Origin of the sequence: Bacteroides mediterraneensis, assembly GCF_900128455.1 — a bacterium.
In the GTDB taxonomy this organism is placed as follows: Bacteria; Bacteroidota; Bacteroidia; order Bacteroidales; family Bacteroidaceae; genus Phocaeicola; species Phocaeicola mediterraneensis.
This window is the reverse complement of record NZ_LT635783.1, coordinates 1,425,584-1,449,148: the sequence shown is the minus strand read 5'-3', so window position 1 is coordinate 1,449,148 and position 23,565 is coordinate 1,425,584. Positions and strand designations below refer to the sequence as shown.

The following is a 23,565-nucleotide window of genomic DNA, read 5'->3' as shown; positions in this document are numbered from 1 at the left end:
CCCCTATTCCCTTCCTTTGGCATTGAAACGGAATCCCACGCCCAGCATCAGGTTGTTGGGGTCCTTGAAATCATGAAGCTGGTAGCCCACATGCAAAAACAGATTCTTGGTAATATCTGTCTTCAAAGCCAAAACCTGATAAAATGCGTCAGTATCAGCTCCCCGGCAAATTACATTCCGACCAAAACCCAAATTAATCGAAAAAATCGGCATCACGATTTCGGCCCGCAACGAAAGTCCGACGGCAAATTGTTCCCGGAAGGGAGGACGATAGAACTTAATGGTCTCTGCATCGGGAGTTGTCACACTGTTGGCGATATGACGGGAAATGTTCGCACTCTCATCGTACTGGGCATCCAATGACACACCGGCCCGGAAATAGCGGCTGAAATTATACATCGGTGTAAAATTCAGCCCCAGAATGCCAAAGGAACCGGGTACCAAAATGGGGGTACCGTCTTCCAGAAACACCCCCTTCTTCCGGGTAGAGCCATACACAATCAAATCGTAACTGAGATAGGGTTTGAAAGCCGGACTCCGGAAGGTACAGGCACATTCCGTTTTCTCACTTCCTCCAAAATAACGGGTAATGCCGATACTGGCTCCCACCGTATTTACCCCCGCATTGGGATAGCCCGTATTCCCGTTCGAGAAATGGGTAGCGGCAATTCCGGCCCGCAAACTAGTACACGCATCCAGCTGCCAGTTCAACAGAAAGCCCAAATGAATATAAGCGTTCACCTTAGATCCCACCACCCGGTTGTAGGGATTCGATTCGGCATCAAACTTTTTCCACCCGAAAGAGGCTCCGAAATTCCATTCATAATCAAAAGACAAACGAGGAGTAATACTCGCAATACGAGAAGTCTGAAACACATAAACAGACCAGGGATTTCCCACCTCGGCTGTGTTGAAAAACGTGTGGTATCCTACCCCGATACCTTGCAGGGCATGGGGATACATCCGACCGAAATATGAATCAGGAGCAAACTTGAATCCGTATTTCAGGTTGACCGACAGGTTTTTCCGGATGGGCGCAAAAGTCGCATTGTTCCCGGCAAAAAACTCATGGGTGGGGAACACATAGGCCGGCTTCAGGTCAAAGCCTACCGCATGCACCGTCTTATGGGAAAGGCTGTCACGGCTGCCTGCATACAACGACAGGGTGCAAGTGCACCAGACTGCACCTACGTACATCCTGACTATGAATCTATTCATCTTCATTGGTAATGTCAAAAGGTATTATCAAATAATCGAATGGAGTTGAACTGGAAAGCGTCCCGGAAAATATCATTTTCTTTCCGGTAAACGAATTGGAGAGATAAACCTTATAAGGTATATTATACATCTTCATTCCAGTAAAGACTTCCAAGCGTACTTTCCTACCGGGTTCCAGTTTCTTTACCACCCCCAGGTTTTTGTCCAGCCCCGCATCCAGCCTTTGCTCCTGAACACAGAAAGGCACCTTCGTGCCATATAATCCCGGCACGCCATTCACCACATCCGGAATCTCAACCTGAGAAAGAGAATCTTCCAACAATTGCTGTACTGCTTCTCTCTCTATATTTCCACTGTTACTCAGCATGTAAAATTCCACTGTACGGGCTGAATTGCGGTAGGGATAAAAACACACTGTCACGGGCTGGGAACTGTTCAGGGTATTCACAACCATTTTGTCTACCGGCTCCAACATATTGTCATAAAAAGAAAACTGACTCCAGTCGTATGCTACACTGTCTACCTGATATTTCCTGGTCGGTGCAAAAGAAATTTGAATCATCTTTTCTTCGTAACGGTTGCCTACCCTGATTGCGGCCTCAAACGGCCAGTCATAAAGATTCTCTCCGGCAATCAGATGCAATTCGCGACTATTGCTTTTTACCACCTGAAAATCCAGAAAAGAATTCCGGCAATGTACAATACCAGTTTCGCCTTCTTCAAGCGGAAGCGATTTTCCGTTCTTCCCTTCCAGGTCGGTGACAAACACTGACAAGTCTTCCCGCAGATTATCCAAACTCACAATTTCCCAATTATCGGTTTCGAAACGGACGGTCACATCGGTTGCATCCTCCGAAAGGGAAACAGTCGGACAATCCGTCAAAAATTCATCAATAAAGACCTCGCTGTTGCATCCGGCCAACACCGACATCAAACTTAGGATACTGCATTGCAGCATACAGAACGTGCTTTTCATCATACCTGTATCATTTCATTCAAACGTGAATCTTTTGCCGACAAACTGACTGACAGCTTCGGTCGCGTAAAATTAGAGTTTTTTTTAATATGACAAATAGATTCTCATAAAAAAGCCCGCCATTGAACTATTTTTAGCAATGACGGGCTCTTACCAATCTTCCTCTTTACCTACATACGATGTTTTCGGCAGACTGTATTCCGGAAAATGCTGACACATCCCTTGAAAGGAGAAAGCAAATTTCCGGCTATGGTATTCGAAGCATGAAGTCCCCGACCCGGCAGACCGAAGTGCAGGTCTTTTTCCGGACAATCGACGGAACGTACCCACGTGTGGCACCAATAATCCCAAATAGCCAGGCGGGAACCGAAGTTGCTATGACAGAACCGGGCCTCGTCACTGTGATGAATCTGGTGCTGATAAGGGCTCATCAACACCACTTCCAGCCACCGCGGGTAACTCAACGGCACGGAGGAATGGCGAAGATTGGCCCCAGCCATGAAGAACAGAAAACTGAACGAATTGACGCCCCAGATTGTGGCCCGGGCCACCAGATGATTGTTGAAATAAAAGAAAAGTCCGGTCACCAACACGAAAGCCGCCATTCCTTGCAGGTTCTGCAACAGAATTTCCACGGGATGCATGCGATAGAGCGTAAACGGATTCATGACCGTGGCCGAATGGTGCACCTTGTGAAACTCCCACAGATAACGGTTGCGGTGCAGATAGTAATGCGTGACAAAGACAAAAAAGTCTTTCACAAGAAACAAAATCACAGGATAGCAGAATGCCACCCACAGACTGGAAGAAGCGTCTGGACGAGGTCCCAGCCAATCGGTCAGCTGCATGGACATCGCGTAGGCCAGCATGGATCCCACCGACAGGTAAGGTACGATGCATACCGCCTTGAAGCACAAACCAATGAAAAACAGTCCGTAGTCCGTACGGGCTGAACCGCTCCACCAGTTACGTTTGGCAAACAATTCCCTCCAGCTTTCCACAAACGATTTTCCATGTACAAAATACAAAAGGCAAAGCCCTATCAGTCCGGACATCAGAAGATAACCGATAAAGACTCTCCGTGCCGGGTCGAACAAATACGCCACTGGCAACCAGACTGCTTCTTTAAATAATTCCATCCAATTCATTTTCTGCGTTGATTTTATAAATGTAATTCCAGGGTCAGCATCATGTTGAACGGAGCCGAGGGAATGATGCCTGGCCCCGGATAGCCTGTAGCCCTGCGGGTCATATAAATCTCGTTCCCGATGTTCTGCAAAGAGAGTACCATCCCCGCATAACGGGTAGCCTGGTAGCTGACACTTGCATCTACCACACAAAAACCGGGAATGGCTCCATAGATACCGTACACTCCGTCGTTGGGGTCCATCGGTTCATTGGAAGCGTCGGTGTACTGGAAAGAGGTACCGCTCACCTGCACGGCTGCCGAGAAGCGCCGGAAACTCAAATTGAGTCCTCCTTTCAGGTTATACAACGGCACAAACTCTATCTGCTTCCGGGACTGCCCCAGGTAACGGGAGCCGGTCACAGCCACACTGGCATAGACTTCCGGCTTCAAGTCTTCGTGAATCACCCGGGCAAAAGAAGACAAATCGACAGAACAGGTACTTTCCACCCCATAACTGATACCGTTCCCCACATTGTCGCGGTAACGGTGGTAGGTGCCCTTCATCTCCGGATTCTCCCGATAGTATTCTCCGATGCGGTTACCGTAGTAGAGGAAAAAAGCACTGACATCATAACTGAGCAAACTCTTCCCGCGGGAACGGACTCCCACATCACTGGAATAGCCCGACTCATCCTTCAAATCGGGATTGACAGCCAGTCCGGGCGACACGGTACGCATGTCATTAAACGTAATGGCCCGGTAATTCCGGGTGGCATTGGCATAGAACTCGGCACGGGGCAACTTGCACGAAGCCGCAATTCCGGCCAAGAGGATGGTTCGGTTCTTATGCACCCGGTCTTTCAGCACATCATTCTGCAGCTGAGGAGTTCCGTCGGTGTACGCCACGCGGTAGTGTGACAACTCACCCAAAATCCCGGTACGGATAATCTCGAAACGCAGGCCCGGCACCACAGTCCACTTCTCTCCCAGACGAAGGGAAGCCTCACTGAAGCAGGCCAGGTTCAGGTTGGGATAACGGTAGAAAGAATGCAGGCCAACCCTGCCGTTCATGTCCGACAAATCTGTAGTCCGCTCCACCGGGGTGAAATCGGGACCTTTTCCCCGGCTGCCCGGAGCCTGTTCCCCCGTATTCCGTCCCTGATAGTATTTCATGCCGACCACCCACGAAGATTTCACCTCCGACCGTGGAAGACGGAATCGCTTCAAGTAGCGGGCCTCCATGCTCCAGTTGACAAAGATGCCGCGCTGCAGGTCCCGCTCCACATTCAGCGGGTCGGGCGACCCCACCCGCTTGGTGTGGTATCCCACCGTAAAGCGGCGGGCATACAAACCGACCGCATGGAAATTCACTTCATCCCCACTCTCCTCAAAGGTTTTCCGATACTTGAACGACAGGATGTTCCAGTCCACCATGAACCAGTTGCGTTCCCGGTTGCTTTGGTAGGGATTCTCTGCAAACATCTTGTCGGTCAGTCCGCCGGGCTGATGTTCCAGATAATGATATTTCAGCACATCCAGTTTGTAGAGTTCATACGTACTGGGCCGGTAGAAAAACTGACCTAACACGCTGTATCCTTTGAAATCGGCATTGGGACGACAGCCGTTTCCCTTCTTGACTGTTCCCGACAGGTAGTAGGCAAATTTGCCCAATGTGCCCGACAGGCGGGTATAGGAACTCAAAAAGCCATAACTGCCATACGACACATGTTGTTTTACCTCTACTTTCTTGTCGGCCGGAGGCTCCGAAAGTTTGAAGTTCACCATCCCCCCAAACTGTGAGCCGTACTGCAAGGCCGAAGCCCCACGAAACACCTGCACCTCCTTGATATCATTGGCATTGGGGGTGTAATAACTTTCCGGATAGCCCAACGGGTCGGCACTGATGTCGTAGCCGTTCTGCCGCATGTTGAAATTGGAAGAACGGTTAGGGTTCAGTCCACGGGTACCGATGTTCAGTTGCAGCCCGCCCTCACTTCCTTCCTGAATCGTGATGCCGGGCACGTTCCGGAACAACTGACGGGTATTGTTGGCCGCTTTGTTAAACAGCATATTTTCCGTCAAAGTCACGTTGCTTTTCTTGCCGGCAAAAATCATGGCCTCCTCCACATCCCGCATAAAACGCTGCCCCTGTTCCTTGCGGGAAGAACTGCCTTTCACCTGCACCTCGCCCAGCATATATTCCTGCGGGCGGAAAGACAGGTCGCACCGCACGGAATCACTCTCCGTCAGCTGCACGTTGACGTAAGCCACCTTGTCGGGCTGTCCGCAGCGACGGAACATCAACGAAAGGAAGGTGTAGTCGGGACGCTTCACGGTAAGTGCATACCCGGTTCCTTTTTCATTGGTCTGCACCTGTACCGACTGATTACCCGCCAGTCCGAAGATTTCCAGACAAACAGGTCCTTTCACTTGCCTTTCTTCCCACTGGATGTCGCCGTAGAGATGCAGCAGCGACTGAGAGAATCCAGGCACAGCCCACCCGATGCTTCCACCACATAAAATGATACACAATAAAATCTTTTTCATCTTTCCTCCGTTTTTAATCGCCCTCTTCGCCGTCGCTGTACGTTACCGTAAGCCCCAACGCCGACACTACTTCCGTTTTCAAGATTCCGACCACTTTTTGCAATTCCGCATACACCCGCTTCAACTTCTCCGTTCCTTCCGGAGTTTCAGCCAACCGGGCCAGATCGGCAGTCTCATCATCCAGCTCGGCATGCAGTGCCGTGAACACCTGTTCCATTTTTTGCAGAATCTCCGTTCTCTTGGAGGGAGGAAGGTACTCTCCCAACATCGTAGCAAAAGAAAGCGCTCCGTTCTTGGCCGACGACGCTCCGTAAGGATAACCGTCGTAGAAACGCTGGAAAGCCTGAACAGACCGAACCAACAGGCGGGTGGAAAGTCCCTCTCCATGGTAATAAGCCTCTACCGTCATCGGCTCCGGCTGATGGATTGAGACTCCATAAATACCCACCGGAATGCCGACCTTGGCCGTCCGGATATTGGCTTCAAAGTTACTCATCAGCAAGTTGAGCACCACGTTCAGGCTGCCGCCCACGGAGAAATCATCGTTGCGCACAAAATTATCGCCACCTTTCTCATAAGACGCATACACCGCCTCAGCCTGCTTCACCAACAACCGGGTCAATACCGGGAAGAAAGACAGATACTCTCTCCCCGTCTCTCCCGTCAAGTCCACACGGTCTGAATACAGTAAATAATCCAGTGCCGCATAGCCCAAGGCATTGGGCGACAACACCCCACGGTCCAACCGTTCCGACAAAACTTCTGCCGAATACCGATTACGCACCGCATCCTCCAATTGTGTTTTATTCACCGGGAAACGGGCCGATACCGTGTACAAGCCATAAAGCTCTCCCACGAAATAAGGCTGGTCGAAAATAATGAGGTCTTGCAAGGACAGGAAAGCGGCCTCATACTGCCGCTTCAGCTCCACCAATTTTTCAGGATATTTCTCCAGTTCTCCAGCCATTTCATCCAAACGCTTCACCTGGGCCAGATAACCGGCATAGGCGGGTAATATCTGCTGCCGATACCAGAAATCCAGGTATTGCGGATCAATCTTGGAATTTCCATTATATCCTTTGATGGGGGTGTACACACACGAGGTAACCCCCACCATGCCACATAGCAAGAAAAGGAAAATCAATACATAATTCTTCATGTCAGGTCAATGCATTTTTTAGTTAAAATACTGATGTACCTTTTCGATGGCTGCGCTGATGGAACCCTCCTGCACCCCGGTGAGACGGTCTTTCTCCCACACGCCGGTCTCACCTTGTGTCAGTCCGCCGTAAAGAGCGACCGCCTGTTCCAACGTAATCCGGGATTTTCCAGCCTCATCCTTCACAAACGGAAGGGCCAGCATAAACCCAAGTGCCTCTCCCATGGAATGGAAGTAACCTTCGCTCGGCACCGAAACCGTCCGTTCCAGAAATGTCTGGCTTTCCCGCAAATAATATACCGTACGCAAGGAAAACAACTTGAGCATCTGCCCACGAATGGAAGCCACCTGCTTCCGCACTTCCTCCAGATTGTTGTCCCCAATGGCCTTCCGTCCCTTGTAAAAAGCCTGATAGACCGACGTATTGATGCCGCTCAGTCCCTGCATGCCCACTGCTTCCTTTTCAATATAGTTGGCCAGGAACAAAGGAGCCAGCCGATTCGGGTCTACGTCCAACGTACCCAAATAACCATAGGCAATGTCCCAGCAATGCGCCATTTCCGTATAGTTCTTACCAGCCACCGGCAATGCATTGTCTGCTTTCAGGGCCTTTTCCAGAAAATAATTGACCTTGTCCAGTGTCAAAGCACCCATCAGGGCTTTCTGGATGACCTGCCCTAATTCCACCCCTTTTTTGTCCAGCATTCGGGATTCTTCATTCGATACGGCCACCGTACCCGGCACGCCTGGCTGCGCTTTTCGACTGACAGCCTCACTGCTCACCAGTGCATACAGCTGGTCTGCCAGTCTGGAAATACGGTCGGCCACCGGCTTTTTGAGCGCTTCATCTGTCGGAGACAAGGCACCCGCAATGACATTCCGATAACTTTCCAGCTGTTTGGAAAAATTACTCTGCGTCTTACTGTTGATGGCATTGTTGAAATGACGGAAAGCCAGAATCATCTCCTTCGACTCCCCAATGTCTACCGTAGAAACTCCGTTTTGAGTAAACTTATATTCCATCAGGAGCTCCTCCTTCTTCTCTTCGGTTGAATCGGTCATTCTTTCCAGTTCTTTTTTCGCACAACCGGAGAGCAGACAGATTACACTCCCCATACAAATCCATAAGGTGATTTTTTTCATTTGATAAATTATTTAAGTTAAGGTAAATACATGGCTTTTGAATAAATCAGGTAGTCCACCCCGTAATCAGTGATATGGAAGGATTCCGCGTTCCGGCTATACTCGTACTGCATGCCGTAGAACGTATCATCGGCATCTCCATTGACATAGAATTCCGAAGAGACATCCACCCTCCCATACGGACTGAGGAACACGGCAAAATAGAAGAGGTCGCCACTTTTCTTTTCAATCGTGTATTTCCGGTCCGCCTGCTTGCCGGAAAAAGACAATACTCCGTTACGTTCCCGGGAAGTAATGCAGTTCTTCCCGTCGTACAACGTATCGACCACCAGCCGATTATCAGTGTCCAAGTACTGAATCACCATAGCCGTCAGATTGGTCGGGTCCTGCCGGTTGTGAATGTCTGCCCGTGCATAGAAATTCAACTCTATTGAATAAGTATTCTTATCCTCCATCTGAAATTCGTCCGACGGAGTAACACCCCAGTCGCCCGGATGCTTCGGGAAACAGTTGAAAGGTACTCCCAGCTCCAACGGCAGCTTGTCTGCTTCCTTCAAGGAGATAAACTTACTATAATCCTCGGGCGGCATCTCCGCCGTTTCTTTCTGACAACCGACCAGCAGCACGGCCATGCCTACCCATACATAATATTTCATACGTTTCTTCATTTATCAATTCAATTAAATTTTATTCGGGCGGTATAAGGCCCTGCCACTCCTTCCCATTCCCGACTTCCTTTCTCTACAAACTCCTGAAACACGACCTCCTCGTTGAACTTCAGTCCGGGCAGGAAAAAGACTCCCTCTTCAGTAGCCATATATCCCGACCCCAACGCCGTGTAATACGTGCTGCCATCGTAGCCTTCCACCGTCTTTTCCGGCTGCTCGTTCTTATAGAACAGCTCATACTGCAAACGGTCGTAACGGGCCACCCGTTCTCCATTCTCCCGCGTATGTCCATAATGATAAGTCATACGGTCGTCCATCAGCGTATAACCAAAATCCATGGTGCTCTGATACACCACTTCTCCAGTTGCCGTCAGCAGAATCTGCAAGACACAAGGACGCCGCGATTTTTGGTTGCCCGTGGCAAAAGAGCGTTTCCGGAACCGTTCTTTCCGGTCAATCCGCCGTTGCATCCGTTCCTTCCATTCCTCCATCGGGAAATCGAGAGGAGTCAGTTCAATCCATTCAGAACCTTCGCCCAGATAGTTCGCCGTACGCAGCACAATCTTGTCTTCCTCCACACGTACCGGAGAGAAACGGTTTTCCACATTGACTTCAAATCCTTTTAGCTGGTCGAGCATGGTAGGCGTCGTCAAAATCAGGTTCAATCCCTCCGCCACCTTTATCTCATAGTTTGCCTCCGTCACCTCCAGATTGAATTCCGGCGCATAATAGGTTTTTCGCTCCATTTCCGTTTGGTCAGCGTCCGACTGCCGATAGGCAATATCCGTCAGCATCTTCAGGGTGCCGTCGGGTTGGAACTTTACAAACAGATTATAGCCTCCCACGCCCAAACGGCGGGATAAGATTTCAGGATACAACGAGTTATAGTTCGTCTTTATATTTTCGGTAATATTCGTATTCAAATAATTATCCACTTGCGGGAAATAACGCACCAGCCATCCGTTTTCCGCTTGGCACAAGCGTTCCCGGAAACCCTTTGCCGCCGACAAGTCCTCAATATTGCTCACCGATACAGGTTCCTGCTTGCTACACCCCATACCTAATCCGCAAGCCATCATTATATAAAAAATCAATTTTTTCATCACATTGTTTTTTGTCACGATGCCGGAGCATCATGTGGTTGTTTATAATGTTTGAGAGAAGCTGAAATGACCCGGGTCAGCTGCGCCTCCCTGCGAATCTTAAAGTTCTCCCATAAAAACTCATCGACAAAAGCCATTTTACGCTGCAATGTCGCCTTGGCTCCTTCACCTCCCAATTCTTGTGCCGTATTTAAACACTCATTGATTTCACTGACAGACAAACATACAAGCATACTCAGTGTCTCGGCAAAATCACAAAGGGATGATTCCATTGCTCCATTGCTGAAGAAACCTTTCTTCCAACTGTAAGGCGTACCATGAAACGGATACTCCCCTTTGGATACATCCGCACTTTTCGACCAGTCATAATAAAAAGACGATGGATTGAGTGCCGCAAACTTGTCGAGTAAGGAAGGTCGTCCTTGTACCAGCCGTTTGGCAAAAGCAAAAGTCGCCATCCGCACATACGGGAAAAGGTTTTCTGCTGTTGCTGCCGAAAAACGATTGACCCCAAACACCGGAAGAACAGCTTCCCCCAAAGAGGTATTAATTTCACCTATCTGCAAGGAATTCAAATTGACATCTCCCCACAGAAGGATTTGTCGGGGAACATATTCCTTCACGAAAGGCGTACCACCGGCCTGTTCAAAAGGTACTATCCACAAAGCCTTCAAGGCCTCCAGCAACGGACGAATTTTCTCCCGATTGGGCGGCAGGTTGTCAGGCCAGTCTGTTTCTCTGTAAGGCGTCCGGGTGTACCCTACCTCTATATTATAGGGGCGAGTAAATTCTTCCGACAGCCATTGGTCCAATTCGGTTTGTGCTCCAGGTTCCGAAACAAAAGGATACTGAACGGGCATCTCTACCTTCTGACATCCACCTCCCAGGCAACCGCCCCCTATCAAGAGCAATAAATAAATCTGTTTTCGCATATCATTATAAGTTTACGGATTAATAAGAGTTACCCCCTCGGGCAAAGAGAGCGTTTTGCGGGAATCCTCCGGCTGCAACACATAACGTGCCTTCTTGGCCTCTCCCACCCGGTTGCGGTCTACACTGATATTGAAACGGCGTAAATCGAACCAGCGGAGTCCTTCGTGAATGAACTGCTGCCGGGCCACCTCACTGACATAGTACAGAATAGCGGCCTGTTCTTGCGTAAGCGGACGATAAAAAGGCTGTATCCGCTCCCGGTCGGCAGGTTTCACATTCTCGATTTCAGTACCAGACAACTCACTCCCGATACCATCCGCAATATGCTTCTGGTTGATGAACGTAATCAAGTCATCTTTGGCCAAATCAGCACGGCCCGTCATGGCGTAGGCTTCAATACGGTGCAGAAAAACTTCTTCGGTGGTCAGCAAGACATTCTGTGTGTACTGTCCGCGACGTTCGTTCAGCAATCCGTCAGCCGACTGAAAATGGGTAAATTTAGGCCAGTAGGCACTGTTCCGATCAAGCCTGTGCACCGCTTTGAAATAACCTTCTATCTGCCGGATACTTTTAGACGAAAAACGCTGGAAAATCTCTTCATACGATACACTTCCCAGTCCATAGCGGTCGGTCTTGTAGTTTTCTTCCCAAAGGCTCTCCACCGTAGTAATCAGCAGGTTACTTGGATTATCCTCCGAGGCATAACCTTCCACCATCTCCTCCACGGATTTCTCCTTATATTCCTGATAAGGCAAAATGGCTTTCTTCACGTCCGAACCCAATACGTAAGTAGCATAATCAATCACCTTTTGCCACTGACCCGTATAGGCAAAAAAACGGACGGCCAGCGCATAAGCCGCCTTTTTATGAAAGTGGTATTTTTTCTTCTGATAATACTCGTCCTTCACCCAAGCCAGCCCATAGGAAAGGTCTCTTTCAATCTTCCGGTAAGTGTCCTGCAAGTTCTCTTGCGGATAAGACACCCATGCATTCTTCTCGGATTTCTCCACATAAGGGATGCCAGGCAACCCTTTGTTGGTTTCCTCATCGGCAAAAGGCGGCGCCCAGATATTGGCCACCATGAAATGCAGGTAAGCACGAACCAGAAACGCCTCGGCATAAAGGGCCTGCAACTGCGGGTCTTCCTTGTCCGGATAAGCGGCCAGCAATTCCAGCGCCTGATTGGCCTGAGCAATTCCCCGGTAACAATCCAACCAATACAGCTTGGGAGAATCCAAATCTTCCTCGTGGTAATCGTTCCAATAAAACATGGCCTCGTTCAACCGTGAAGCCGGCAATTTCGCACTCCGGTCGTCTACATTGTCCGTCCGCAACTCCAGGAAACGGAAATAACTGGCTTCCGGATAAGCAGCCGTCAGCAGCTGGGCAATCTTCTCTTTGGAGTCGACTTCCGTATGGGTATTCGAATCGGGATACTGTTCCAGAAAATCATTGCAGGCAGACAGCACGAGGCAAACCGCTCCCAAAAGGGAGGAAACATATCTATTTATTTTTCTCATATTTTCTATTCATTAAAAACTTAACTGAACCGACATACTGTACGTTCTGGGGGTGGGAGAAGAAACCCCTCCGGAATTGATGAACTCCGGGTCTCTTCCCTGCAGTTTCTTATCCGCATAAATCAAAAAAGGATTGGTCACCTGGGCATACAGACTGAGACCTTTCATCTTCATTTTCTCACAAACCGAGCGAGGGAAAGTATAGCCTAGCGAAAGACTCTTCAAGCGCACGAAACTTCCGTCGGCCACATTCACCTGCGAATAGTTATAGGTGTTGTAAGCCCGCTCCACATTCTCTTTTCCCATCAAACTGTAAATGTCATATCCTGGAATGACGGGAATGTGCTTGGTCTGTTCATCTCCCTTCACCAGCCAGCGGTCGCGATAACGGGTGGTGAACACATTCAGGTCGTTGTATTCCGGGTCAAACGTCGGACTGATCCGCACTTTGTTACCCATCCGGGAAGTCAGAAACACGGAGAGACTCCAACCTTTGTAACGGAAAGTGTTTTCCAAGCTAGTAGTGATAAACGGCTCGAAAGGACCCTCATACAGCAGATAAGACCGGTTATAAGTCGTATCATAGAAGTTGGCCCCCGCAATCTGCGAATAGCCGTTGGATGACAATGGCAGATTGCCAAAATAAAACTGGGGCAATCCTCTATCCGTCAGCCCCCGGAAGTCGAAAGAATACAACCCTCCCCGGGGAAATCCTTCAATATTCCCCCGCCCGTTGCCTGCCACCATATCGAAAGTGGTAGGTTGGTTCAGCAGACGGGTTATCTCCTGGTGATAGAATGAGAAGCCCCAGACTGTATTCCAGCTGAAATCTTTCTGCCGGATGTTCTGCGTATTCAGCAGAAAATCAAGGCCCACGGTCTTCATATCCCCAAAGTTCATCCATTTTTTGTACTCCCCTCCGATACCGGAAGTCTGTACCCAGTCAATCAAATCGAACGAACGGCGCGAATACACATCCAACGAACAGCTGATCCGGTCATTCCAGAAAGACAGGTCGGTTCCCACATTGAACTCATACATTTTTTCCCAAGTGAGGTCACGGTTTTCCAGGTGCTGGATGTAAATGGCATATTCCCTGTCGGAGATATCCTTACGGAAGGTCAGACGACTGTCGTATACCGGCAAGGAATTGATGGCTTCACTGTTCATCTTGGCCACCAACCCGTAACTCATACGCAGGGAAAACTGGTTCCAAAAATTACGGAAAGGTGCAAAAAACGACTCCGCATCCACATTCCATTTCACCCCCACGTTCCAAGTAGGCAACCATCTTACCCGACGACCGATTCCTGCCGCATTGGAACCTTCGTAATTACCTACCAGATTCAGAATATACCGGTTCCGGTAGTCGTAGGTCAAAGAGCCGGAAAAAACGACGTCACGCTCATGGCGGTCGTGCAAGGAAAAATAGTCCTCCCCTTCATTCAGTATCTTTTCAAACACCAGCGGTGAAGTCATGACACTGTTGGCCCGGTTAAAACCGATACCGTATCCCTTGAAAGCATCGGATGACAAGTCGTTCATTTTCACTTCGGCAAAAGAGAACCACTTGATCCGGTGTCCGCCCCATTCGTGAGAATAATCCAATGAGGCACGTCCCAGATAACTGTTCATCGTCTGTGACGATTTCTGGTAAACCCCACCCATGGGCAGAATCACCTGCGGCTCTCCCTTCTCCGGACGGTAAAGGTAAATATTGTGCTGTCTTTCCAACAAGCTCCGGTCGGCCCGGTACGCCCACAGCACATTGGAGTTCTCTCCCAGAAAATGCGCCATTCCCGTCACCGCCATACGGGTATTCAGCAAAAGCGACAGACGCAGTTTCTTGACAGGTTCCCATTCCCCACTTAATGAGAAACGAAAATCGGACACCCGGATACGCATGTAATTTTCCTGATACTCTTGAAGAATATTAAATGGTGCCCAATCGTTCCGGTAATATTCATAATTTCCTGCCTCATCGTAAGGACGCAACGTACGGGACGTATTCAACGCATAATTGAACGGGTTGATGTCAAAATCACGCTTATAAGCTCCTGCCTCCAGATTCCGGATACGTGGAAACGTTCCCGGGGCACGCTGTTCACGGAAGTTGGCCTGCAGATTGGCAGATACCTTCAGACGGGGAGACAGGAAGAAACTCGAATTCAAGAAACCCGTAAAGCGCTTCACCTTCTCGGCTACCGTTTCACCCGGATCATTGTAAAAACTCACGGAGGCATAAGTGGCCGATTTCTCTCCCCCATAACTCAAGGACAAAGAATGATTTTGTGTCAGCGACTGGGTATAGATGTGCTTGAACCAATCGGTATTATACGTGGATGCCTTATGTAAAAACGCCCTTCTGGCTTCCAACGTATTGGGCAAACCGAATCCGCCTTGCTGAAAGGTATCGATAAGCTGATACATTTGGGAATACACCCCTCCCCTTCGCCCATAAAGGGCACGATTCATCGTAAAATAGCCTTTGTTCTCCATCTCATGATAAACTTGCATCGTTTCGGCACTGTTCATCATGTCAAATTGTGTATAAGATGGCCTGAGCCGCAAAGAGGTGGTCAAATTATACGTCACATCGAGTCCTTTCCCGCGTTTGCCGGCCTTGGATTCCACGACGATGACTCCGTTCATCCCCCTGGCCCCATATAAGGAAGTGGCCGAAGCGTCTTTCAACACTTCAATACTTTCAATATCTGCCGGGTTCAATCCGGCCAGTGTAGAACTGACTAGCGTAATGGCATCACCGGAGGCCAGCTGTTCCTCGTTCAATGCCACCATATCCTCCACAACAGCTCCATCCACCACCCACAAAGGCTGCACATTTCCGTGAATGGAACTGCCGCCCCGGATGTTAACTTTCGGAGCCGCCCCGAAAGTGCTGGAAACAGAAGAGATATTCAACCCCGGCGCTTTTCCTTCCAACAGGCGACTGAAATCGGCCTGGGGTGCCGAAAGGAAGTCTTGGGTAGAGACTTTGGTGACAGCCCCTACAAACAGTCGGGAATTCACCTTACTATATCCCGTCACGACCACCTCAGCCAAGGCCTGCACATCGGATTCCAACACGATGCGCAATTTCTTTTCAGACTTGACAACAAACTCATACGGTTTCATCCCAATATAACTGACGGTCCATTTTTCACCCACAGAAGTACGAATTTCAAACTGACCGTTCAAGTCTGTAACAACACCGCTTTTCTTTCGTACATTTTGTACAGCAGCTCCAATTAACGGCTCTCCACCGACATCCGTAACCACACCTCTTACCACGATTTGTGGAGCAGCTTCATAAGCCTCATAAGAAGTGCCTGCATATAAGTAGCTTATATGCAAAAGGAAAGATAGGGCCAACAGGAGCCCTACGTTGTGATTTTTATCCATAAAATAGTTTGGTTAAGGTTTTTTACACAAGTAAAAACTTTCTTTGCAAAAATACGACATGCCTGTTTCATGGAAAATCACCAAAAATGGCTATTTTACCTATTAGCAAACGACAGAATATCCCTACATATAGGGATTGTTTTTCGCGTACGACGAACCCATAATGTCAAGGATTTTATGTACATTTGTCTGAGATTCTATTTTAAACCGCACAAACGTATGAAATATTTTGAAGTGACCTTTACCGCACAGCCGTGCAACGAGACCATCACAGATGTATTATCGGGACTGACCGCCGATATCGGTTTCGAAAGTTTCGTGGAATGTGAAAACGGCATGAAGGCCTATATCCAGCAAAGCCAGTTTGATGAAGCAGCCCTCAAGCAGGTAGTGGAGAATTTCCCGATACCTGATACAGCCATTACCTACTCCATCGCGGAACCGGAAGACAAGAACTGGAACGAAGAATGGGAAAAGAATTTCTTCCAGCCCATCGTCATCGACAACCGCTGTGTGATTCACAGTACCTTCCACAAAGACTACCCGAAGGCTGAATACGACATCGTGATTAATCCGCAGATGGCATTCGGTACAGGACACCATGAAACCACCAGCTCCATCTTGGGAGAACTGCTGGAAGCCGACCTGAAAGGAAAATCCGTACTTGATATGGGATGCGGCACATCCATTCTGGCTATTCTGGCCAGCATGAGAGGAGCTGAAAAAGTGACTGCCATCGATATTGACGACTGGTGCGTGAACAATTCGCGCGACAACATTGCCCTGAACGGTATCTCCAACATCACCGTAGCGCTGGGCGACGCTTCCCTTCTGAAAGGACATGAACCGTTTGATGTCATCATCGCCAACATCAACCGCAACATCCTGCTACAGGATATGCCGGCTTATGCAGCTTGCATGAAAAAAGGCTCTGAACTGTATATCAGCGGATTCTACACGGAAGACATTCCGGTATTGCGTGAAAAAGCGGAAAGTCTGGGTATGGAATACGTACACCACCGCGAAAAACACAATTGGGCAGCCGTAAAATTTAGAATGAAATAAAAACCAAAACAGCAAAGGCTGTCAACGCTTCAATGCCTTGACAGCCTTTTTCATCTCTTCACTTACGCGATAAGATTCGCCGATTTTCTGAAGGGTCTTGCGGAAGGTGAAATCATCCAAGTGACAGTTTTGGAGAAAATCCAAAGTCTTTTCAGGGAATTTTACCAGACAAACCGAAAGAGCCCATGCCACAGCCATACGTACGTAATATCCTTCGTGACGGATACCGTCGAGTAAGGAAAGCAATTCATCCACATGATCCGTATCCAGAAAATAACTCATACCCATCACTACCCCGAAACGGACTTCATACTCACCCGAGGCTTTCATCCATTCTTTCAGGTATTCCCAAAGACGGGCTGAATGACGGCGAATAAACGCCTTCCCGCCTCCAAACTTAAACGTATCGCACACCGACCAGCTGTTGATGTTCCACACAAAGCAGGTGACACGGTGCAGATACACTTCCACATCTTCATCGGGCTGGATGCAGCCCAACACCATTCCCTGCAACATGCGTTCTTCCATGTAATACCCGTCGACTGTTTCAAGGTAATTTTCCCAGTCACCCTTGGCAATCCTTGCAGCCAGTTTCCGCAACGCCGGCAAACGAATGCCCAACACATGTTCCACACCGGGGTGAAGCCCTTCCGTAAACTTGCGGTTCCCATCCGCTGCCAGTATCAGCAGATGTTCTTTGACGGTCAAACCGTCCAGTCTGAATTCCTCCATGACCTTATTATATACGCGATTTTAAAATTTCGGGCAAAGATAGGAAAAAGTAAAAAAATCACGCTCTTTTGTTTGGAAATTTCAAATGAATCGTTACCTTTGCGAACGAAACAATAAAAAAACAAGAAAAATAACATTATGAGACATTCAATGGTAAATACATTCTTCTGGTGGCGCCGCTTACAACTTCACAAGTCGTAAGGGAACTCAGTCGTGCGTATATACCTCAAAAAGATATAATATTACAGAAAGGCTGTCGTAAACTTACGACAGCCTTTTTTGTTTTTTACCCCTAAAATACAAATACACTCATGAAAACTTATCAAGTCAATCAAGAAGGATTTTATGGAGATTTTGGTGGAGCCTACATCCCGGAGATTCTCCATCGCTGTGTGGAAGAATTACGAAACGCCTACCTCAAGGTACTGGCAGACGAAAGTTTCCAGAAAGAATATCAAGCCTTGCTCAAAGACTACGTAGGACGCCCCTCTCCTCTTTACCTCGCCAAACGGTTGTCGGAAAAATACGGATGCAAGATCTACCTGAAACGGGAAGACCTGAACCACACGGGAGCCCATAAAATCAACAATGCCATCGGCCAGGTGCTTTTGGCCCGGAGAATGGGCAAGAAACGCATCATCGCTGAGACAGGAGCCGGACAGCACGGTGTGGCCACAGCCACAGTATGTGCCCTGATGGGAATGGAATGTGTGGTCTACATGGGAAAGACCGATGTGGAACGCCAGCGGGTGAATGTGGAACGCATGCAAATGCTGGGAGCCAGAGTGGAAGCCGTCACCTCCGGCAACATGACCCTGAAGGATGCCACCAACGAAGCCATACGCGACTGGTGCTGCCACCCGGAAGACACGTATTACGTGATTGGTTCTACGGTAGGGCCTCACCCTTATCCGGACATGGTAGCCCGTCTGCAATCGGTTATCAGCGAAGAAATCAAGAAACAGCTGATGGAACACGAAGGACGTGACTATCCGGATTACCTGATGGCCTGTGTAGGGGGCGGAAGCAATGCCGCCGGCACCATCTACCACTACTTGGACGACGACCGGGTGAAAATCATTCTGGCAGAAGCCGGAGGAAAGGGTATCCACAGCGGATTCTCGGCCGCTACCATCCAGTTGGGACGCTTGGGAATCATCCACGGTTCCAAAACCCTGGTGATGCAAAATGAAGACGGACAGATTCTGGAACCCTACTCCGTATCTGCCGGACTGGATTATCCGGGCATAGGCCCCATGCATGCCAATCTGGCCGCACAGAAACGGGCTACCGTACTGGCCATCAACGACGATGAAGCCTTGCGTGCCGCTTTCGAACTGACCCGGCTGGAAGGCATCATTCCGGCATTGGAATCGGCTCATGCCCTGGGAGCCTTGGAAAAAGTCAAATTCCAGCCGTCTGACATCGTAGTCCTGACCGTATCGGGAAGAGGAGACAAAGACATCGAAACTTATTTGAGATACAAAAACCACCCTGAACAATTTTAAACGAGAAAACAATGAAAACTTTTGCTTATACAACCAGCTATAAAACACTCCCCGGTGATTTGCTGACCCCGGTAAGCACGTACCTGAAAGTACGCGACTTGTTCCCGCAGAGCATCTTGCTGGAAAGTTCAGATTATCACGGAGTGGAAAACAACCGCTCCTTTATCGGACTGAATCCCATCGCCAGTTTCTCTGTAAACCACGGAATCGTCACCACCGCTTTTCCGGATAAAAGCCGTGAGGAACGTCCGCTGACACCCGACTTCCAAGTGGAAGATGCCTTCAAGAATTTTTTGGAACGGTTTCAGGTGAAAGGAGAATATGCCCGCTACGCAGGTGTATACGGTTACACCACGTTCAATGCCGTCCGCTACTTTGAGCAAATTCCAGTAAAAGACAGCAGCGACCCGAAAAACGATGCACCGGAAATTCTCTACATCCTCTACAAATACCTGATTGTGTTCAATGATTTCCAAAGCGAAATGGTATTGGTGGAACTGCAGGCAGACGACGAACCGAGCCATATCGATGAAATTGAAAAGGCAGTCCACAACCGAAACTATACGACCTACGACTTCCGGGCGGTAGGTGAAACGACCAGTACCCTGACCGATGAAGAGCACAAAGCCAACATCCGCAAGGGCATTGCCCACTGCAAAAGAGGCGATGTGTTCCAGATTGTACTTTCCCGCCGCTTCATCCAGCGCTATGAGGGAGATGATTTCACCCTCTACCGGGCCTTGAGAAGCATCAATCCTTCTCCTTACTTGTTCTATTTTGATTTCGGAGGATTCCGCATCTTCGGTTCTTCTCCCGAAACACACTGCAAGATTGAAGACCGAAAAGCAACCATCGACCCCATTGCCGGCACTACCCGCAGAAGTGGAGACAAAAAGACAGATGAGGCCCTGACCCAAGCCTTACTGGCCGACCCGAAGGAAAATGCGGAACACGTGATGCTGGTCGACCTGGCCCGCAACGATTTGAGCCGGAACTGCCACCATACGCACGTGGAATTCTACAAGCAGCCGCAATACTACAGCCACGTCATCCATCTGGTAAGCCGGGTTAGCGGTACCTTGGATGAAGGAGCCGACCCCATCAAGACGTTCATAGATACATTTCCAGCCGGTACCCTGAGCGGAGCTCCGAAGGTAAAGGCCATGCAGCTGATCAGCGAAATAGAACCGCACAACCGAGGCGCTTACGGAGGTTGCATCGGGTTCATCGGATTCAACGGCGACTTGAACCAGGCCATCACCATCCGCACCTTTGTAAGCCGAAACAACGAACTCTGGTTCCAGGCTGGAGGCGGCATCGTAGCCAAGAGTAACGAGAACAATGAACTGCAAGAAGTAAACAACAAGCTGGGAGCTTTGAAGAAAGCCATCCTCCTGGCTGAAAAAAGATAACATACCATGAAAATTGTCATCATCGATAACTATGACTCATTTGTATACAACCTGAGTCACCTGCTGAAAGAGCTGGGAGCAGAAGTCACCGTAAAACGCAACGACCAGTTCCAACTGGAAGAACTGGAAGCATTCGACAAGATTCTTCTCTCTCCCGGACCCGGTATCCCGGAAGAAGCCGGACTCCTGCTGGATGTCATCCGTACGTATGCCGGAAAGAAACCGATTCTCGGGGTCTGCCTGGGTGAACAGGCCATTGGCGAAGTGTACGGAGGTAACCTTACCAACCTGGATGAGGTGTTCCACGGCATCCAGAGTACCATTACCTTGACCACACCGGACTATCTGTTTGAAGGACTTCCCTCGCAGATTCAGGTCGGAAGATACCACTCTTGGGTAGTAGACCAGAAAGGGCTTCCGGACTGTCTGGAAGTCACTGCCGTCAGCAAAGAAGGCTATATCATGGCGCTCCGTCACAAAACCCTCGACGTACGCGGCGTGCAGTTCCATCCAGAATCCGTGCTGACCCCCGACGGCAAACAAATGCTGGCCAACTGGATACAGCACCGATAAGTCTCTAAATGAATCCCATTTGATAACTGATAAAACTTTGACATACAATATGAAACAAATACTGAAACGAATCTTCCACCACGAAGAACTGACCCGTGAAGAGGCCTGCTCGCTGATGCACAAAATGACCGGTGGTGAAATGAACGAGGCCCAAACTGCAGCCTTGCTGGCTGCTTTTCAGATGCGGGGTGTCACGGTAGACGAACTGATTGGCTTCCGGGATGCCTTGCTGGAGGCCTGTGTCCCCATCGACCTTCATGAATTTCATCCGATTGACATCGTAGGAACTGGAGGAGACGGAAAAAATACCTTCAACATTTCTACTTGTGCCTGCTTTGTAGTGGCCGGAGCCGGCTACCGGGTAGCCAAGCACGGCAACTACGGAGCCACCTCAGTGAGCGGGGCCAGCAACGTCATGGAACATTACGGAGTGAAATTCACCAATAACCCGGATAAACTGAAACGGTCGATTGAAGAGTGCGGCATGGCTTATTTGCATGCTCCCTTTTTCCATCCGGCCCTGAAAACCGTAGCTCCTGTCCGGAAGGCATTGGGCGTGCGTACCTTGTTCAACTTACTGGGCCCGCTGGTCAATCCCTGTCATCCGGCCTGCCAGCTGCTGGGGGTAGCCGACCTGCAGCAGATGCGGCTTTATACCAATACCCTCCAGAAACTCGGTATCCAGTTTGCCGTGGTCAACAACCTGGACGGATACGATGAAATCTCGCTGACCGATGAATTCAAGGTCATGACCAACCGCTATGAAACCATCTACCGTCCCTCTGAACTGGGCTTCTCGATGGCACGTCAGGAAGAACTCTACGGAGGAAAGACCCCGGAAGAAGCTGCCGCCATTTTCGACCGTGTGCTTCACAATGAAGGCAGCAAAGCACAGACTGATTGCGTACTAATCAATGCTTCCTTTGCCATCCAGGCTTTGGAACCGCAAAAGAAAATAGAAGAATGTGTGGCGTTGGCCAAAGAATCGCTCGAAAGCGGAAAGGCATTGGCCACATTACACAAATTCCTTACTCTTAACCAAGAATAAATTATGACTACTGATATTTTACAGACTATCGTCGCCCATAAACGTACAGAAATTACCCATCAGGAAGAAGCGGTATCCCGCGACTTCCTGATACGGCAATTGGAAACGAATCCTTCCCGTCCGACAAAAAGCCTGAAACAAGCTTTGGCCAGCTCTCCGACAGGCATCATCGCCGAATTCAAGCGACGCTCTCCGTCCAAAGGATGGATAGCTCCAGAGGCAGACCCGGCAATCATTGTTCCGGGTTATGCACAGGCTGGCGCTTCCGGCATCTCAGTATTGACCGACCAGGAGTTCTTTGGAGGAAGCCTGAAAGATTTGCAGACCGTCCGTCCGCTGGTCCAGCTTCCGGTGCTGCGCAAAGATTTCATCATCAGCCCTTACCAGCTTTATCAGGCCAAATTGGCAGGAGCAGATGTGGTTCTCCTCATTGCAGCCTCCTTGACCATCGACGAATGTAAAGACTTGGGCAAACTGGCCCATCAGCTGGAAATGGAGGTGCTGTTGGAGATTCACACGGAAAAAGAGCTCGACTACCTGCATGAATATGTAGACCTGATTGGGGTAAACAACCGCAACCTGGGTACCTTCCATACCGATGTGGAGAATTCCTTCCGCCTGGCCCGGAAACTTCCCAAAGAACTTTTATGGGTATCCGAAAGCGGTATTTCCCAACCCGAGACGCTCAAGCAACTGCGGGAAACCGGATTCAGGGGCTTCCTGATGGGAGAAAGGTTTATGAAAACCCCTTCCCCCGCACAGGCATTGTCGGACTTTCTTCAAGCAGCAGCCCTATGATTGTCAAGGTTTGCGGCATGAGGGACGCTGAAAATATCCGTCAGGTAGAACAAGCCGGGGCCGACTGGATGGGATTCATCGACTACGAACGTTCTCCACGTTATGTAAAAGGAGTACCGGAGTACCTTCCGGTCTCACTACAAAAGGTAGGAGTGTTTGTCAATGCTTCCTTTCCACGCATCCAGAAAAGAATCGCTGACTGGCATTTGGATTTCGTACAGCTTCATGGCAAGGAATCACCCGGATTTTGCCGGCAGCTCCGAACTACAGGAGTGAAAATCATCAAAGCATTCTCCTTGCGTACGCCAGAAGATATGCAGCCAACGGAAGATTATATTCCATATTGTGATTATTTCCTGTTCGATACTCCCTGCCAAGGATATGGAGGTTCCGGAAAGAGTTTTGACTGGGAACTGTTGACCCACTATCAAGGTTCGGTTCCCTTCCTGTTGAGCGGGGGACTGAACCCCACCAGTCTGGAAGCGTTGTCTGCTTTCCATCATCCCCGCTGGGCCGGCATCGACCTGAACAGTGGCTTCGAACAAGCACCAGGCATGAAAGACGCTTCTTCCCTTTCCACTTTTATTCATTCATTCAAACAAGACAAGTACAACTTTTAAAAATTAGCAAC

General features: G+C 49.3%; 19 protein-coding genes. 7 read left to right on the top strand and 12 right to left on the bottom strand.

What is annotated here, in order from left to right; genetic code table 11:
* Positions 1-3: 3 nt before the first annotated feature.
* From BQ7480_RS05720 to BQ7480_RS05670, 11 genes are all read right to left on the bottom strand, one after another.
* Positions 4-1,218, bottom strand: a complete 1,215-nt coding sequence (locus BQ7480_RS05720) for an acyloxyacyl hydrolase (protein ID WP_072543921.1) — start codon at positions 1,216-1,218, stop codon at positions 4-6.
* Positions 1,211-2,197 (bottom strand): hypothetical protein, encoded by a 987-nt coding sequence (locus BQ7480_RS05715; protein WP_072542081.1) that lies wholly within the window; start codon positions 2,195-2,197, stop codon positions 1,211-1,213. Before BQ7480_RS05715 ends, BQ7480_RS05720 begins: the two co-directional genes overlap by 8 nt.
* A gap of 167 nt (positions 2,198-2,364) precedes the next feature.
* A complete protein-coding gene (locus tag BQ7480_RS05710; RefSeq protein WP_072542080.1) occupies positions 2,365-3,333 on the bottom strand; it encodes a sterol desaturase family protein in 969 nt (322 codons plus the stop codon).
* 23 nt (positions 3,334-3,356) lie between these two features.
* Complete coding sequence (locus tag BQ7480_RS05705) at positions 3,357-5,870, bottom strand: TonB-dependent receptor family protein (RefSeq protein WP_083581769.1); 2,514 nt, start codon at positions 5,868-5,870, stop codon at positions 3,357-3,359.
* A gap of 13 nt (positions 5,871-5,883) precedes the next feature.
* Positions 5,884-7,029, bottom strand: a complete 1,146-nt coding sequence (locus tag BQ7480_RS05700) for an imelysin family protein (protein ID WP_072542079.1) — start codon at positions 7,027-7,029, stop codon at positions 5,884-5,886.
* A gap of 18 nt (positions 7,030-7,047) precedes the next feature.
* Positions 7,048-8,172 carry a DUF4856 domain-containing protein gene (locus BQ7480_RS05695; protein WP_083581768.1) on the bottom strand — a complete coding sequence of 375 codons (1,125 nt, stop codon included), beginning with the start codon at positions 8,170-8,172 and terminating at the stop codon, positions 7,048-7,050.
* 17 nt (positions 8,173-8,189) lie between these two features.
* Positions 8,190-8,828 (bottom strand): hypothetical protein, encoded by a 639-nt coding sequence (locus BQ7480_RS05690; RefSeq protein WP_139255725.1) that lies wholly within the window; start codon positions 8,826-8,828, stop codon positions 8,190-8,192.
* A 20-nt stretch (positions 8,829-8,848) separates the two neighbouring features.
* Positions 8,849-9,943, bottom strand: coding sequence for a DUF4302 domain-containing protein (locus BQ7480_RS05685; protein WP_139255724.1), 1,095 nt, complete (start codon positions 9,941-9,943; stop codon positions 8,849-8,851).
* A 14-nt stretch (positions 9,944-9,957) separates the two neighbouring features.
* Positions 9,958-10,875, bottom strand: a complete 918-nt coding sequence (locus BQ7480_RS05680) for a putative zinc-binding metallopeptidase (RefSeq protein ID WP_072542075.1) — start codon at positions 10,873-10,875, stop codon at positions 9,958-9,960.
* A gap of 12 nt (positions 10,876-10,887) precedes the next feature.
* Positions 10,888-12,396, bottom strand: a complete 1,509-nt coding sequence (locus tag BQ7480_RS05675) for a RagB/SusD family nutrient uptake outer membrane protein (protein WP_072542074.1) — start codon at positions 12,394-12,396, stop codon at positions 10,888-10,890.
* A 12-nt stretch (positions 12,397-12,408) separates the two neighbouring features.
* Positions 12,409-15,798: a SusC/RagA family TonB-linked outer membrane protein gene (locus BQ7480_RS05670; protein WP_072542073.1), complete on the bottom strand. Its 3,390-nt coding sequence runs from the start codon at positions 15,796-15,798 to the stop codon at positions 12,409-12,411.
* A gap of 219 nt (positions 15,799-16,017) precedes the next feature.
* Here BQ7480_RS05670 and prmA point away from each other — a divergent pair, with 219 nt between their 5' ends.
* Positions 16,018-16,863 carry a 50S ribosomal protein L11 methyltransferase gene (gene prmA / locus BQ7480_RS05665; RefSeq protein ID WP_072542072.1) on the top strand — a complete coding sequence of 282 codons (846 nt, stop codon included), beginning with the start codon at positions 16,018-16,020 and terminating at the stop codon, positions 16,861-16,863.
* A 21-nt stretch (positions 16,864-16,884) separates the two neighbouring features.
* Here prmA and BQ7480_RS05660 read toward each other — a convergent pair whose 3' ends face one another.
* Positions 16,885-17,595, bottom strand: a complete 711-nt coding sequence (locus BQ7480_RS05660) for a DNA alkylation repair protein (RefSeq protein WP_022353683.1) — start codon at positions 17,593-17,595, stop codon at positions 16,885-16,887.
* A gap of 311 nt (positions 17,596-17,906) precedes the next feature.
* On the opposite strand from BQ7480_RS05660, the gene trpB reads away from it, so the two are divergent.
* Genes trpB through BQ7480_RS05630 form a run of 6 tightly spaced genes read left to right on the top strand, consistent with a single transcriptional unit; the run spans position 17,907 to position 23,554 of the window.
* Positions 17,907-19,103, top strand: a complete 1,197-nt coding sequence (gene trpB, locus BQ7480_RS05655) for a tryptophan synthase subunit beta (protein WP_022353684.1) — start codon at positions 17,907-17,909, stop codon at positions 19,101-19,103.
* An 11-nt stretch (positions 19,104-19,114) separates the two neighbouring features.
* Positions 19,115-20,515, top strand: a complete 1,401-nt coding sequence (locus BQ7480_RS05650; RefSeq protein WP_022353685.1) for an anthranilate synthase component I family protein — start codon at positions 19,115-19,117, stop codon at positions 20,513-20,515.
* 6 nt (positions 20,516-20,521) lie between these two features.
* Entirely contained in the window at positions 20,522-21,088 is a 567-nt protein-coding gene (locus BQ7480_RS05645) for an anthranilate synthase component II (RefSeq protein WP_022353686.1), read from the top strand.
* Positions 21,089-21,137: 49 nt separating this feature from the next.
* Positions 21,138-22,136, top strand: a complete 999-nt coding sequence (gene trpD / locus BQ7480_RS05640) for an anthranilate phosphoribosyltransferase (protein WP_072542071.1) — start codon at positions 21,138-21,140, stop codon at positions 22,134-22,136.
* Between the two features lie 3 nt (positions 22,137-22,139).
* Entirely contained in the window at positions 22,140-22,934 is a 795-nt protein-coding gene (gene trpC / locus BQ7480_RS05635) for an indole-3-glycerol phosphate synthase TrpC (RefSeq protein ID WP_072542070.1), read from the top strand.
* Entirely contained in the window at positions 22,931-23,554 is a 624-nt protein-coding gene (locus BQ7480_RS05630) for a phosphoribosylanthranilate isomerase (protein WP_022353689.1), read from the top strand. The genes trpC and BQ7480_RS05630 overlap by 4 nt, the downstream gene beginning before the upstream one ends.
* The last annotated feature ends 11 nt before the right edge of the window (positions 23,555-23,565 follow it).

Excerpts from the sequence above, each read along its gene's own strand:
- trpD (WP_072542071.1), top strand. The coding sequence starts at position 21,138 with ATGAAACAAATACTGAAACGAATCTTCCACCACGAAGAACTGACCCGT.
- BQ7480_RS05690 (WP_139255725.1), bottom strand. The coding sequence starts at position 8,828 with ATGAAATATTATGTATGGGTAGGCATGGCCGTGCTGCTGGTCGGTTGT.
- BQ7480_RS05720 (WP_072543921.1), bottom strand. The coding sequence starts at position 1,218 with ATGAATAGATTCATAGTCAGGATGTACGTAGGTGCAGTCTGGTGCACT.
- BQ7480_RS05685 (WP_139255724.1), bottom strand. The coding sequence starts at position 9,943 with ATGAAAAAATTGATTTTTTATATAATGATGGCTTGCGGATTAGGTATG.
- BQ7480_RS05675 (WP_072542074.1), bottom strand. The coding sequence starts at position 12,396 with ATGAGAAAAATAAATAGATATGTTTCCTCCCTTTTGGGAGCGGTTTGC.
- BQ7480_RS05645 (WP_022353686.1), top strand. The coding sequence starts at position 20,522 with ATGAAAATTGTCATCATCGATAACTATGACTCATTTGTATACAACCTG.
- BQ7480_RS05650 (WP_022353685.1), top strand. The coding sequence starts at position 19,115 with ATGAAAACTTTTGCTTATACAACCAGCTATAAAACACTCCCCGGTGAT.
- BQ7480_RS05695 (WP_083581768.1), bottom strand. The coding sequence starts at position 8,172 with ATGAAAAAAATCACCTTATGGATTTGTATGGGGAGTGTAATCTGTCTG.
- trpC (WP_072542070.1), top strand. The coding sequence starts at position 22,140 with ATGACTACTGATATTTTACAGACTATCGTCGCCCATAAACGTACAGAA.
- BQ7480_RS05700 (WP_072542079.1), bottom strand. The coding sequence starts at position 7,029 with ATGAAGAATTATGTATTGATTTTCCTTTTCTTGCTATGTGGCATGGTG.
- BQ7480_RS05660 (WP_022353683.1), bottom strand. The coding sequence starts at position 17,595 with ATGGAGGAATTCAGACTGGACGGTTTGACCGTCAAAGAACATCTGCTG.
- prmA (WP_072542072.1), top strand. The coding sequence starts at position 16,018 with ATGAAATATTTTGAAGTGACCTTTACCGCACAGCCGTGCAACGAGACC.
- BQ7480_RS05710 (WP_072542080.1), bottom strand. The coding sequence starts at position 3,333 with ATGGAATTATTTAAAGAAGCAGTCTGGTTGCCAGTGGCGTATTTGTTC.
- BQ7480_RS05630 (WP_022353689.1), top strand. The coding sequence starts at position 22,931 with ATGATTGTCAAGGTTTGCGGCATGAGGGACGCTGAAAATATCCGTCAG.
- BQ7480_RS05680 (WP_072542075.1), bottom strand. The coding sequence starts at position 10,875 with ATGCGAAAACAGATTTATTTATTGCTCTTGATAGGGGGCGGTTGCCTG.
- BQ7480_RS05670 (WP_072542073.1), bottom strand. The coding sequence starts at position 15,798 with ATGGATAAAAATCACAACGTAGGGCTCCTGTTGGCCCTATCTTTCCTT.
- BQ7480_RS05715 (WP_072542081.1), bottom strand. The coding sequence starts at position 2,197 with ATGATGAAAAGCACGTTCTGTATGCTGCAATGCAGTATCCTAAGTTTG.
- trpB (WP_022353684.1), top strand. The coding sequence starts at position 17,907 with ATGAAAACTTATCAAGTCAATCAAGAAGGATTTTATGGAGATTTTGGT.
- BQ7480_RS05705 (WP_083581769.1), bottom strand. The coding sequence starts at position 5,870 with ATGAAAAAGATTTTATTGTGTATCATTTTATGTGGTGGAAGCATCGGG.